At 69.1% G+C, this 13362-nt stretch carries 9 protein-coding genes; 3 read left to right on the top strand and 6 right to left on the bottom strand.

All coding sequences use genetic code 11. The features are described 5' to 3' along the window. Positions 1–7: 7 nt before the first annotated feature. The 6 genes from trxB to OG921_RS17660 all read right to left on the bottom strand — a co-directional run bounded on the left by trxB (position 8) and on the right by OG921_RS17660 (position 9921). Positions 8–988, bottom strand: a complete 981-nt coding sequence (trxB, locus tag OG921_RS17685; protein ID WP_266113803.1) for a thioredoxin-disulfide reductase — start codon at positions 986–988, stop codon at positions 8–10. Between the two features lie 150 nt (positions 989–1138). Beyond that, positions 1139–1849 carry a hypothetical protein gene (locus OG921_RS17680; RefSeq protein ID WP_266113802.1) on the bottom strand — a complete coding sequence of 237 codons (711 nt, stop codon included), beginning with the start codon at positions 1847–1849 and terminating at the stop codon, positions 1139–1141. A gap of 81 nt (positions 1850–1930) precedes the next feature. After that, positions 1931–2530: an RNA polymerase sigma factor SigM gene (gene sigM, locus OG921_RS17675; RefSeq protein ID WP_266113801.1), complete on the bottom strand. Its 600-nt coding sequence runs from the start codon at positions 2528–2530 to the stop codon at positions 1931–1933. Between the two features lie 166 nt (positions 2531–2696). Beyond that, positions 2697–6413: a lipid II flippase MurJ gene (locus OG921_RS17670; RefSeq protein ID WP_266113800.1), complete on the bottom strand. Its 3717-nt coding sequence runs from the start codon at positions 6411–6413 to the stop codon at positions 2697–2699. Positions 6414–6844: 431 nt separating this feature from the next. Continuing rightward, positions 6845–9319: a DUF6049 family protein gene (locus OG921_RS17665; RefSeq protein ID WP_266113799.1), complete on the bottom strand. Its 2475-nt coding sequence runs from the start codon at positions 9317–9319 to the stop codon at positions 6845–6847. Next, positions 9316–9921 (bottom strand): NUDIX hydrolase, encoded by a 606-nt coding sequence (locus tag OG921_RS17660; RefSeq protein ID WP_266113798.1) that lies wholly within the window; start codon positions 9919–9921, stop codon positions 9316–9318. Before OG921_RS17660 ends, OG921_RS17665 begins: the two co-directional genes overlap by 4 nt. A gap of 94 nt (positions 9922–10015) precedes the next feature. On the opposite strand from OG921_RS17660, the gene OG921_RS17655 reads away from it, so the two are divergent. The 3 genes from OG921_RS17655 (at position 10016) to OG921_RS17645 (ending at position 13299) form a co-directional block, all read left to right on the top strand. After that, the gene (locus tag OG921_RS17655) at positions 10016–11506 is read left to right on the top strand and encodes a CCA tRNA nucleotidyltransferase (protein ID WP_266113797.1); all 1491 of its coding nucleotides are present in this window, start codon (positions 10016–10018) and stop codon (positions 11504–11506) included. A gap of 93 nt (positions 11507–11599) precedes the next feature. Beyond that, positions 11600–12535, top strand: coding sequence for an oxygenase MpaB family protein (locus tag OG921_RS17650; RefSeq protein ID WP_266113796.1), 936 nt, complete (start codon positions 11600–11602; stop codon positions 12533–12535). A gap of 50 nt (positions 12536–12585) precedes the next feature. After that, the gene (locus OG921_RS17645) at positions 12586–13299 is read left to right on the top strand and encodes a DJ-1/PfpI family protein (RefSeq protein WP_266113795.1); all 714 of its coding nucleotides are present in this window, start codon (positions 12586–12588) and stop codon (positions 13297–13299) included. Positions 13300–13362: the final 63 nt, after the last annotated feature.

The following is a 13362-nucleotide window of genomic DNA, read 5'->3' as shown; positions in this document are numbered from 1 at the left end:
AACGGGATCAGACCCGCACCGAGTCGGCCTCGGCATGGCGAACGGTATTGGCGGTGATATCGCCTCGATCGGAGAGCCAACGCTCTGCGTCGATGGCCGCGGCACAACCGGTGCCTGCGGCGGTGATCGCCTGCCGATAGGTGTGGTCGACGAGGTCACCGGCCGCGAAGACGCCATCGACCGTGGTCGCGGTGGTGGGCGCCTGCACTCGGACGTAACCGGCGTCGTCGATCTCGACCTGGCCCTTGACCAGTTCGCTGCGCGGGTCATGGCCGATCGCGACGAACATGCCGGTCACCTCGAGCGTGCTGCGCTCTCCGGTGCGGGTGTCCTCGAGCTCGACGCCGGTGACGCTGTTCTCGCCGATCACCCTCGTGACGGTGGCGTTGGTGACAAAGCGGATCTTCTCGTTGGCGCGGGCGCGCTCGAGCATGATGCGGGAGGCGCGGAACTCCTCGCGACGATGCACGATCGTCACGCTGCGGGCGAACTTGGTGAGGAAGGTGGCCTCCTCCATCGCCGAGTCCCCACCGCCGATGACGGCGATGTCCTGATCCTTGAAGAAGAAGCCGTCGCAGGTCGCGCAGGCGCTCACGCCGCGGCCGAGCAGCGTCTGCTCGCCGTCGATGCCGAGGTACCGTGCGGCCGCACCCATGGCCAGGATGATCGCGTGCGCTGCGTACTCCTCGCCGGCGACGGTGACGGTCTTGATATCACCGGACAGATCGATGGCCTCCACGTCTTCGGTGCGGATATCCGCACCGAACCGCTTGGCCTGCTCGCGCATCTCTTCCATCAGATCGGGGCCCATGATGCCCGCGCGGAAACCGGGGAAGTTCTCCACCTCGGTGGTGGTCATCAGTGCGCCGCCGAACTGGGTCCCTTCGAACACCAGCGGCTTCAACTCGGCACGCGCGGCGTACACGGCTGCCGTATATCCGGCCGGTCCCGAGCCGACGATGATCAGTTCGTGAACAGGGTTGGTCATACGAGCCTCTCGATGGTTTTGCACGTCAGGGTGTGCTGCTAAGTCTCGGTTCGGTCAACACCAGAGTAAGGCGTGTTGTTCCCCGAGTGGGTACCGGCGTGCGGCCGATCACGCGTGCGTCGTGCCACGGTTTGGCCGTGATGGACGAGGTCAGCGCAGTTCGGAGCGGGCGAGCACGCGCGGATCGTTCGCGCTGCACTCGTTATCGAGAATAAGGGCGGTGATCGAGCCGGAGCGGATACCCCCGACGAGCACGAGTACACCGGCCCGGCCCTGATAGTCGGTGTCGATCGAACCGAGCACGGCACCGGATTCGCCGGCCGCGCCGAGGCATCCCGCAAGGGTCGTCCGATCGCCCAGGCGACCGGCGACCGTATTGCGTCCGAGTGCGGCGAGCATGGTCTCGTGCGAAAGAGCGGGCGTTGCGGTGCCCGCGGGCGGGGCCGCGATGATCGGCGCCGGATCGTGCTCGGACCCGGTCGACAGCACTCCCACGGTGACGATCAGTGGGATCAGGACCGCCGCAGCGGCCGCGGCACCGATTGCCCAGCGGCGCGACGGCCGGCCGGGCGGATTCTTCCTGGTGGAACGGGCGTAGGCGAGCTGGTCGCCCGTGCACATTTCGAGGATGGAGTCGAGTCGCGCCACAATGTCCGCCGGTGCCGGCGCCACGTCGTCATCGTCGTCGATATGGCGCAGCCGCTCGGATACGTCATCGAGGGCGTCGAGCAACCGAAGCGCGTCCGGATCCGCTTTGACGAGAGGCCAAAGCTCCTGCTCGACCTCGGATGGCAGGTTGTGGGCGTGCAGGTCGGCCAGAACATGATCGGGAATCGGGCGCCGAGGCAGCGACACGCTCACGATCACCCCTCTCCGGCGCAGAACGCCCAATTTTCCCTTCAATTTCTAGGACGCGCAATGATCCGGTGCGGTTCCGGAAAATCAGGAGCGATTTTGCGGATCGCGCAGCGGCTCGAGAATGCCGGCCAGTTTCAGGCGGGCGCGCGCACAGCGGCTCTTCACCGTGCCCGCGGGCACGTCGAGCAGGCGCGCCGTCTCGGCGACCGAGAAACCCTCGATGTCCACCGCCACGATTGCGGCCCGCTGATCGGGCGGCAGCATAAACAAGGCTCGGTGGACCACGAGCGACAACTCGAGATCGGCGATCGGATCACGGTCGTCGCGCGGCTCGTCCCCATCGGCGAGCGGCACGGTCGGGCGGACCTTGTTGCGCCGGATCCGATCCAGGCAGGCATTGACCACGATCCGGTGCAGCCAACTGCGCACCGCGGCGTCCGCGCGGAACGAAGCGGCAGTGCGGTGCGCAGACAACAACGCCTCCTGCAGCGCGTCGCCCGCGTCCTCGCGTGAATACGACGTGCGCAATGCGGTCTGCCACAGATGGTCGTAATGGCGGCGCATCAACTCCGCGAACGCGTGTGGATCACCGGAGACGTGTGCGGCAAGGAGTTCGGCGTCGGTCCGCGCGGGCCCGGGAAGATCGGATTCCGCGGTCCGCGGACTCGAGACACGGCGCGACACAGCGCCCAGCGCATGCTCATGCGGCGACACGGTCCCCCCTCCGAGCGCCGCGACGATTACCCCCCAATTGGCATCTGTCGTCGAGGCGGTTCCGGTTCGAACGGACCGCCACATGTCGGCGCGGGCCGATCCTACCGACAACGGGGAGCAGCGAGCAAATTGGCAGTTAACTTGTGGCGGTAAATCCCATGTCCGCGATGCCCGACTGGAACTGTCCACCGCTCGAAGCGAGCGAGGTGATCCACACCAGCACGTACCGGGTCGGCTGGCCGGAGTCGACCGGAATCTGGGTGAGGCCGTTGCCGAGTGTCGCCGTGCCGATGACCTGAGTCTGGTCGAGTGTCGGCGACCGACTCGGCGCCGAGCGAACCTCCACCTTCGTTCCGGGAGTCGGTGAGTTGATCCACACCCCGCTCAGTTTCGAGGCGGTGGGCAAGGTAGCGACGAGACCGACACCGCTCTTGAGGGTCGGGAACTGCTGGAAGTAGGTATCGGTACGCCACACCGTTGCGGCGTTGTTGTCCAGCGTGAGACGTGCAGTGGCAGGACTGTCCGGCGTGCCCTGCGGCGAGAACACCGAGACCTCGCTGGCAGGGACCGGAACGCCCGAGGGTGGGGACGTCTCGCCCGCTGCGGGCGCACCCCCCGCCGGCGCGGGCGCGGTCGCGCTGGTGGTGAGGCCGAGCGCGTTGTCGTCGAAGGTGTCGCTCGACCCGCCGCCGGTCAGCGTGTTCGCCAACCACCAGCCGATCAGCCCGAGTATCAGCACGGCGAGCAGGCCAAGACCGGCCAGTACCAGCAACAGTCGGCTGGACGGACCCTGGTCTTCGGTGCCCGCCGGATCGGCCAGCGTATGACCGGTTTTTGCGCCGGCCGGACGCTGGCCCAAGCGCAGCGCCGGAATCAGATCCGTCTTCTGGTCGACGACGGACGCCTGCTCGAGCACGTGCGCCACGGTCGCGGCGGTACTGACACCGCGGTTGGTGGCCAGTGCGCGCATCGCGACCGCGGAGATCTCGAACGGAACCTCGGGCCGCACCTCGCGGGGCTCGACGGGGTTGCCGTCCGCGCTGCGCTCCGCCTGGCGAAGGCCGCCGATCGTGGAGGGAGCAGGCGGTGCGGCGGTGCCGGTCACCGCCTGCGCTTGCTCGATCGGCCAGCGATCGGTGATCAGCGCATACAACGCCGCGCCGAGACCACGGACATCCGAGGGTGCGGTCGAGTCGGCCAGCGTGGCGGGGAAGGCGAGCACCGCATCGCCCGCCGCGCTGATCCGGATCCGGTCGGGATGGTCGATCGACAGTGCACCGCCGCTGCGATGCGCGAACTCGGCCGCCGCGGCGAGGGTATGGACGGCGCGTGCGGCTCCGATCGGCGACGGCGAGGTCTCGGCCATTTCGCGCAGCGATCGGCCCGGGGTCCACTCGGCCACGACGATGCCGCCCGAAGAACCGCGAACAACATCGAGCACTCGCGCGAGACCGGGCGAGTTGATCCGGCCGAGCCGCAGCGTGCGCGACAGGATCGCCTGCGGTCCGTCATTGCCCTGGTTGTGGCCCGACTTCTGCTCGGCATCGACGAAGGTGAGGGCAACGGCCCGGTCGAGCTTGGTGTCGTGCGCCTGCCAGAAGCGCAGTCCGCGAGCGCCGCCGTGCGGGGCGAGCAGGCGATACCGCCCACCAGCCACCGACGCGCCGGGAACCAGCTTCGGTCCGCGCGGTGGCAGCGCAGCGCGTCCACCGGGCACCCGGACCGGCGGCATCGCGGGCGAGCTGACCGGGATCGAGCCGGTGTCGGTCAGCGGGTCGCCCCGCCGAGGATCGGCAGATTGTTGCCGCCGAGGATCGGCAGATTGTTGCCGCCGAGGATCGGCAGGTCGCTGCCGCTGATCGGCTTGCCCCTGCGGCGCCGGGTCGTCCGCACGCCCGGTGCTCGAGGGGCCGCTGCCGCGTCCGGTGTTCGAGGGGCCGCTGCCGCGGCCGGTGTTCGAAGGGCCGCTGCCGCGGCCGGTCGCCATGATGTCGGTGGAAGCGTTGGCCGTGGCGTCCGAGTCCGAATTACCGGCACTACCGCCGGAATTCGCGTCGTCACTCACCCTTGCTCCTTCTCGCGTCGCCGACCATCCGCGCCCATGGGGACCCGCATGGGAACTGTCTTGTCGAACAGGGTACGGGAACCCCCGATCCCGAGATGGCATCGAAGCACCGGTGCCGAACACCGGTAGAACCATCGTCTCCGCGTCCATGAACGGGTCGTATGCGCGGCTTCGGGCATAAGCGGCGAACTCGTCGGTGTCGGATACGGCATCGGTGGGCGCGCCCGCCTCGTCGTCGCGGCCGCGGCGGAGGAAGCGGCGTTCGATCGCGACAGTCACGGCCACCACCTCGGGCACGCGGGCGACCCGCAGGATGGCAAAGGTGACCGACAGCATGAGGATTCCGTCGAACGCGACCCGCAGCGCCGAACCCGGACCGTGCAGCTGTTCGGAGAGCACTTCCAGCCCGATCAACCGGTCCACCACCAGCATCAGCGCACCGCCGACGATCGAGGCGACCAGCACCAGCCATACGGTCTTGCCGACATTCGCCATCTGCAAGTTGCCCAGGCTGCGGTGCAGCAGATAACCACCGATCGCGGCGCCGACCGCGAAGCTGATGCCGTTGGCGACCCCGAGCAGGCTCACCACCTGGTCGTCGTTGGTGGCCACCACCGGCGCGAGCGCGGACAACGCGATCTTGACCGCGGTGATTCCGATGATGATCCAGGTCGGTGTCCACGCCTGCTCACGCGCATAGAACACCCGCAGGTGAATCAGGACGAGCGCGTACGGAATCAGCGTGAACGCCGACCAGCTCACCGCATGGCCGAGCCGCTCGGCATCGGCGGACCCGAAGTTGCCGTAGCCGTAGAGCGCCTGACCGACCTGCGTCCCGCACAGCGTGAGGAACGTGACGACCGGGACGAGCGTGAGCATGGTGAGTCGGGTCGCGACCGAGAGATCATCGACCACGGCCGGGGTGTCCTCGGCAGCGGCATTGCGGCTGAGCCGCGGCATGATCGCGGTGAGCACGGTGACACCGAGGACGCCGTAGGGCAGCTGCAGCAGAAGCCACGCGTTGTTGTAGATCGCCGGTCCGGCAGCGTCCGCGTGCGAGGAGACCCTGGTCGCGAACACGAACCCAAGCTGGCTGATCAAGACGTAGAGCACGATCGCGACGGCCATCCCGCCGAATTGCCGCAGCCGGGCGTCGAATCCCCACAGCGGCCGCAGGCTGATCCCGGCGCGACGGATGGCCGGCAGCAGGCTCAATGCCTGCGTGATCACGCCGGCGAGCACGCCGAGGCCGAGGACGAGCAGCTTCGGGTCGCTCATCCGCACCGGGTCGAGCGAGATCTCCCCCGGCATGGTCAGGTAGATGCCGAGCACGGCCAGAACGACCACGTTGTTCAGCACCGGCGCCCAGGCGCCGGGCTTGAAGACCTGGCGGGTATTGAGGATCGCCGTGAGCAGCGCGGACAGGCCGTAGAACAGGATCGCGGGCAGCAGCAGGAACGACAACGCCGTGGTGAGTGACGTGTCCACCTTGCCATCGCTGGACAGATAGACGTGCGTCGTCAGCAGCGGCGCCGCGGCCGTGGCGAGCAGCGCCGCGACCGCGAGCAACGTCAGCGCCGCGGTGAACAGCCTGCGCACGAACGCGGCACCGCCGTCCGGATCCTCGCGCTCGGCGCGGACCAGCACCGGCACGACGATCGCGGTGAGCACGGCGCCGAGTACCAGCTCGGCGATCATGTTCGGGATCTGGCTGGCGACGGTGAACGAGCTGGCGACCGCGCCGCCAAGCACGGTGAGCAGCAGCAACTGCTTGAGAAAGCCGGTCATCCGGCTGATCAGTGTCGCGAATGCGATCGATCCGGTGGCGGCGAGTAGTCCGCTCGGACTGTCGGTCGGGGTTGCCGCGGGTTCGTCAGGTGCGGCGGCGGGTGCCGAAGGAGGTGGCGCGGCTGGCTGGGGTTGTGCGGGCGGGGGTTCTGCGGGCGGGGGTTCTGCGGGCGGGGGGCCCGGATAATCGAGCTTGGAGTGCCGACCGCCCGAGCCTGGAGCGCCCATCGGCGCGTTGCGCGGCGGTGCGGCTGCCGGGGGTGGGCCGGTGGGCGGCGCGGTTCGGAGTGGGCGGGCCCCGACCGCAGCGTTGCCGGCGGGGACGAGCGGTTGTCGTGCACGCCCGGGACGGCGCACCGGCCAGGCGACACGTTCCCACGGCGCCGGCGGCGGACGTAGTTGGCGGCTCTGCTGGCCCGGTTCGATCCAGTTCATCGGCGCTCGTAATCGTCGTCGGCGGGATCGGGTTGCCCACGGAAGCGATGCCACAGGCGGCGCCCGGCAAGCAGCAACAGTAACCCGCCCGCGCATCCGGTGACGATCGACAACGCCGGTCCGTAGGCGTTCGACCGCACCGACACCGTGGTCGGCGATCCGAGCGGATGACCGGCAGGCGTGGTCAGTGTGACGTCCACCGCCAGGTTGATCGACTCGCTCGCTTTCGCCGGAACCTGCAGCGTGCGGCTGCCGCTTGCGGGCAGCTGCTGCTCTCCGATATCGGTCACCGACATCGCGGCGGGCGCGTCGATCTTCACCTTGACCCGGATCCCGACCGGCAGGTCGTTGCGCGCGACCAGAAGTAGCGGACTCTGCTCCGAGGCCAGCGTGTAAACCCCGCCCGGCGCGAGCACGGTGACATCGGCGAAGAGATCGTCCAGCGCCCGCGTCGTTGCGGTGATCCGCTGGTCGGCGGCCTGCTGGGCGGTCGCGCGGTTGTCCCGGCGGCCGGACAGGCTGGTGGCGCGCAGGAGATCCTCGCGCAGCGGGGCGAGGAACAGCCGGGGCGTGAGTTCGCGCTGCGGATCCTCTACCAGGGCAGCGCCGAGCGCGTCGATACGGTCGGCCTGCTCGATGACCGCGCCGCGGGTCGAATCGGGTACCGCGTCTCGCACGGCCTGTGCGAGATAGTTGGTTTCGAACGGCTCCGGGCCGACGCCCTGGCCGAGCAGCGTGGTCAGCGGACGTGGGTTGGCCAGATTTGTCTGCAGCAGCAGCGACGCCTCCGCGAGCAGTGCGTCTGCCTCGGTGCGGTCCGCGGTCCAGCGCTGTGGCGGGGCGAACAGCACCGATCGCGGGTGGTTGGGCTGCGGGTTGAGCGCCGTCCAGGTCATCGCCCCGAGCGCGTCCTGTAATCGGGCGGTGCGGGAATCGCCGTCGAGGGCGTAGCGCATCCGTGCCGGGGTGAAGGACGGGGTCTGCGGGTTGGCTCCGACCGCCGCGAGCGCGGTCGCGGCGTAGACGTCGAACGGTGCGGAATGCAGCGGCGGGCCGGAGTTCGATCCATCGGTTTCGGCGGCCGCAACTCCGCCCGATTCGGCGCCCGTCGCGGTCAGTTCGACGAGGTCCGGTGGCACGGCCGGCTCGTCCGATCTGCTCACCGCGTTGCTCGCCAACAACGCAGTGCCGGCGTGCCGGTCCTGCAGCATGGCGGCCGCGTCGTCGTCGATGCTGCCCGAATCCGGCCACACGACGCCGCGGACGGATGGGGCGCCGAGCACGTCGTCCACGATGTCGGGTGCGGCATCGAGCGCAGCGGTCTGCAGCGCGTCGGAGCCGATCGCCTGCAGGCCGACGACGTCGACCTGCGCAAACGGCACTGCGACCGTGCACAGGCTGCCGGCCAGCGCGCGGACCCGGTCGAGCCACTGTGCGGCGGCAGCGGCCCCGGTGCCCTCGTGCGTCGGGGCCTGGGGGTCGGCGGGGTCGTCGGTGACGAGATAGCCGCGGGTCATGCTGCGCACGGTGACGAGCAGGTCCGGATCGACCGCCAGGCAGATGCCGTCCGCGAGGCGACGGCCCATCTCGGAGTTCGGGCCGGTGGCGTACTCGAGGGCCGAGACCAACCCGTCGAGCCGCCCGCCCGCGGCGAGCGAGGTGGCCAGATCGTCGTCCACGAGTCGGACCGGCTGGTCCAGCGAGCCCGGTTGTCCGGCGGCGAGGCGCGGGCGATCCGCGAGCGGCCACAGCATCGTCATCGCCACCGGAGCCGCCGTCGGCGCCGTGACCGCTCGGGTCGCGTCGGGATCGGGCGAGGTCGGCATCGGTGGCAGGCCCAGGACCGGCAGCAGGAAGCGGGCGTCGTCGAGCCGGGCGGCGTCGCCGTATTCGGGGGTGCCGTTGACGTTGAGTAGCAGTGGATAGACGCCGGGCTGCTGAATATCGAGATCGGGCGTGCCTTCCGCCCCGGCGCGCAGCGGCATGGTTAGCCGGAATTGCTTGCTCCGCCCGACGTCGAGATGGTCGGTGACGGTGACGAACTCACCGGCGACCGGAAAGCTCGCTTGGTCGAGCTGCAGCGTGGTCCGAAGCCCGGAGGCCTGCGTGATCGCATCGCCGCGCTGGATCCGCACGTCCACGTCGCTGACCGGGCGATCGCCGACATTGCGGACGGTCGCCTCCACCACGAAGTAGGGCGAGCTCGCTGCGGTGACGGTGGTCGGCGCGACCGAATCGATCGTCAGCGAGAGGAATTCCGGAGCGGCGTCGTCCTCGGGCGCATTCTCGCTCCCTGCGGACTGCGCACTATTCGCGCCGGATGAGGGGCTACCGCCGGTGCCGGATTCGATGTCGACGTTCGGCTGGCGGTGCTGCGATGGTGCCGCGAGTGCGACCCCGGCGCCCGAACCGCCGATCAGTGCGGCCGCCACGAGCATCAGCGCGGACCGCAGGACCAATCCACGCGTCATTCGTTGCCAACACCCCGCTGCGGCGCCGACGATCGGCGCTCGCTCGTGCGGGCTTCGTCCTCGACGCTGGGACTGTTCGTGGCGAAGTCGTCGATCAGCTTGCCTGCGACCTCGGCGAGCCGGCGTTCGTCGGCGTAGGCGAGGCGGGAATCGAGTTCCGTGAGCGGTACCCACGCGACTTCGGTCACCTCGAGGTCCGCGTCGGACAGCTCACCGCCGACATAGCGGAGCAGATAATGGTGCACGGTCTTGTGCACGCGCCTGCCTTCGGTGACGAACCAGTAGTCGATGCTGCCCAGCGAGGCGAGCACGCGGCCCTGGATCCCGGTCTCCTCGGCGACCTCCCGCATCGCGGTCTCCTCCGCGGTTTCGCCGTTCTCGATATGGCCTTTCGGCATCGACCACAGCAATCGGCCGCGGCGGTCGATCCGGCCGATGAGCGCGGCACAGACCTTGTCGCGTGGGCCGTCGAGTCCCTCCAGCACGAGGCCGCCTGCCGAGGTCTCCCGCACGGTACGAAGCTGGGGCTTCTGACCTCCGCCGACCGAACCGCGACGCCGCGCGTGGCGGCGCCGGTTGTTCGCACGTTCGGCCGGAGACACCCGATCAATCCTAGCTGCCCTGGTGGTGGCGCCCCGGGACGCCACACCCGCGCTCGGCGCCGCGCCCCTCGACGGCCAAGTATGCTGGCCACCCGTGGTTGCGCCCTCCGCCCCGATCGACGACGAGCGTCGTACTCGGCTCCTTGCTTCCGCCGCGATCACGTTGCGCCGGCTGTCCGATGTGCTGACCCCGCTCGGTGAACTGTTCGCCGGCCGCGGCTACGAGCTGTATCTCGTCGGTGGCAGCGTCCGCGACGCCGTGCTCGGCCGGCTCGGCACCGATCTCGACTTCACCACCGACGCTCGGCCCGACGAAGTGCTCGCCTTGCTGCGCGGCTGGGCGGACAACCTGTGGGACACCGGCGGTCTCGCGTTCGGCACGGTCAGTGGCGCCAAGGGCGAGCACCAGATCGAGATCACGACCTTCCGCAGCGACGCCTACGACCGGGTGAGCCGCAATCCGGAGGTCCGATTCGGTGACACGCTCGAGCACGACCTGGTGCGCCGCGATTTCACCGTCAATGCGATGGCGGTCCGGCTCGGTAGCGGCGGGACGCAGGAATTCGTCGATCCGCTCGGCGGCATGGAGGCCCTGCTGGCGGGCGTGCTCGATACCCCCGCGGCCCCCGAGGACAGTTTCAATGACGACCCGCTCCGGATGCTGCGCGCGGCGCGGTTCGTCTCGCAGCTCGGCTTCGAGCTCGCGCCTCGGGTCGTCGAGGCGATCGCCGCGATGGCCGGCGAACTCGACCGCATCACCGCGGAGCGGATCCACACCGAGCTCGACAAGCTGATTCTCGGAGCGCACGCGGTGGACGGCGTCGAGGTGCTCTGCCGCACCGGGTTGGCGGCGCAGGTGCTGCCCGAGGTGCCCGCGATGGAGCTCGAGATCGACGAGCATCACCAGCACAAGGACGTCTACCGGCATTCGCTGACGGTGTTGCAGCAGGCCATCGATCTGGAGGACGGCGGCCCGGCCGACGACCCGTCGAAGGTGCCGAGCCCCGACCTGGTGCTGCGCTGGGCGGCGCTGCTGCACGACATCGGCAAGCCGGACACCAAACGCAACGAGGTCGGCGGCGGCGTCAGCTTCCATCACCATGAGGTGGTCGGCGCGAAGTTGGTGCGCCGCCGGATGCGCGCCCTGAAGTATCCGAAGCAGGTCGTCGACGATGTCGCCCAGCTGGTGTTTTTGCATCTGCGCTTCCACGGCTACGGCACCGGACAGTGGACCGACTCGGCGGTGCGCCGCTACATCACGGATGCGGGGCCGCTGCTCCCCCGCCTGCACAAACTGGTGCGAGCGGACTGCACCACCCGAAACAAGCGCCGGGCCGCCGCGCTGCAGGCCACCTACGACGATCTGGAGTTGCGGATCGCCCGGCTGCAGCAGGCCGAGGACCTGGCCAAGGTCCGTCCCGATCTGGACGGCAACGCGATCATGGAGCTGCTCGGAATAGCAGCGGGGCCACAGGTCGGGCAGGCCTGGCGGTTCCTCAAGGAGCTCCGGCTCGACCGGGGTCCGCTGGATCGCGACGAGGCAGAGGCCGCGTTGCTCGAGTGGTGGCAAAACCAGGACAACTGACCAACTCGCGGCCTTACGGCTTGACAGTACTTGCCAGTAGTGAGAGATTTGCAACACGTTTCTCTCACTCTATCGGCAAGGAGGCCGAGCAGTATGAGCGTTGCCGAGTTCCGCACCCCCGCGGCGGAGTCGTCCGTCGATCACCCGGCGCAGGGAGCCGAGCCGCGGCGCCGTGCCATCCAGCCGGGCACCAGGCTGTGGGAGGAGATCGGGCTCGTCACCTTCTCGCTCACCGGTGGCACCGCCTTCCTTTTGCAGACGATGGACCCGACCATCGGCACCGTCGTCGGTGAGCACTCGACTTTCCGCACCGACGCGGTCGGTCGCGCCACCCGCAGCCTCGCGTCCGTGATGACGTGGGTGTACGGCGGGGAGGAAGCCCTCGTCGAAGCGGATCGGCTGCGCACGATGCACGCCACCCTGAACTCCACCGACGAGCAGGGCGTCCGGCACAAGGCGCTGTCCTCGGGCCCATGGGCCTGGGTGCTGCTGACCGGCTCCTACGCCTTCACCGAGGGTGCCCGCTACTTCTCCCGCCGGCCGCTCACCGATCAGGAGAAGGAAGACTATTACCAGGAAAATCTGCAGATCATGCGGAACCTGTACGTCGCGGAGAAGGAGATTCCGCAGACCTATGCCGAGTTCCAGCGCAAGTTCGAGCAGATCGTCGACGAGCGCCTTGTCGCGCACCCGACCGCCTACGACTTCCTGAAGAGCATTGCCGTCGTCCCGCCGCCGCCGAAGCTGCCGCGGGTGTTCCGTCCGGCGTGGCGGGCCGTCACCGGTCCGGTGGGCAAACTGCAGTACTTCGTCACCGTGGGCACCACCCCCGAGCGGGCCCGCGAAAAGCTCGGCTTGGAGTGGAACGAGAAGGACGAACGCAATCTGCGCCGCATCGGCTGGGTCGTCGCGCGCCTCGTGCCGCGCCTGCCGGAGCGGCTGCGCTACCTGCCGATCGCCTACGAGGCACGCAAGGTCGAGCGCGACAAGCAGCGGCTGCACAAGATGCTCGAGTTCCGCCCCATGTAAGTCGACCCCGATGTAGGTCGACGCTGTCCGTGCTACCGAGGAGCTAGACAGTGCAGATAGCGATCGTGTTGTACCCCGGGGTGACGGCGCTGGACGCGATCGGCCCCTACGAGGTGCTGCGCATGTTGCCCGATGCGGATCTCCGGTTCGTCTGGCACGAACCGGGTCCGATCGTCGCGGACAGTGGCGTGCTGGTGCTCGGCGCCACCCACTCGCTGGACGAGACGCCTACCCCGGACATCGTGCTCGTGCCGGGGTCCGGCACCGCGTTCGCGACGGTGGCCACCGACGAGCGGCTGCTCGCCTGGCTGCGACAGGTCCACCGGTCCACGACCTGGACCGTCTCGGTGTGCTCGGGTGCGCTCGTGCTCGGCGGCGCCGGACTCTTGGATGGCCTGTCCGCCACGACGCACTGGCTCGCGCAGCCGGCGCTGATTCCGCTCGGTGCGAAACCGCAACGCTCCGAACGGATCGTGTGCGAAGGAAAGATCGTCACGGCTGCCGGGGCGTCGGCGGGCATCGATCTCGCGCTCTGGCTCGCCGGTGAGATCGCCGGACGCGAACACGCCGAGATGATTCAGCTGACCATCGAGTACGACCCTCGCCCACCTTTCGACGCGGGGCATCCGAGCAAGGCGTCCAAACGAGTCGTCGCGAAGGCGACCACCGAGTCGATGCGGGTCGGTGCCAACCGCGCGCACGCGGTGGCGATTCCGAAGCTGTTGTGGAGCAGTACGATCCGGCGCGTTCGTGCCCGCCGCTGACCTGCTGTGCTGCGGTGTCGGCCGATAGAGCCGGCGCAGGCGGCGTTCAACGAAATGCTCGAC

The sequence above is a fragment of the Aldersonia sp. NBC_00410 genome, assembly GCF_026342035.1.
GTDB lineage: Bacteria > Actinomycetota > Actinomycetes > Mycobacteriales > Mycobacteriaceae > Aldersonia.
Note: the sequence above shows the minus strand (reverse complement) of the source record. Positions and strands in the feature narration are given on the sequence as shown.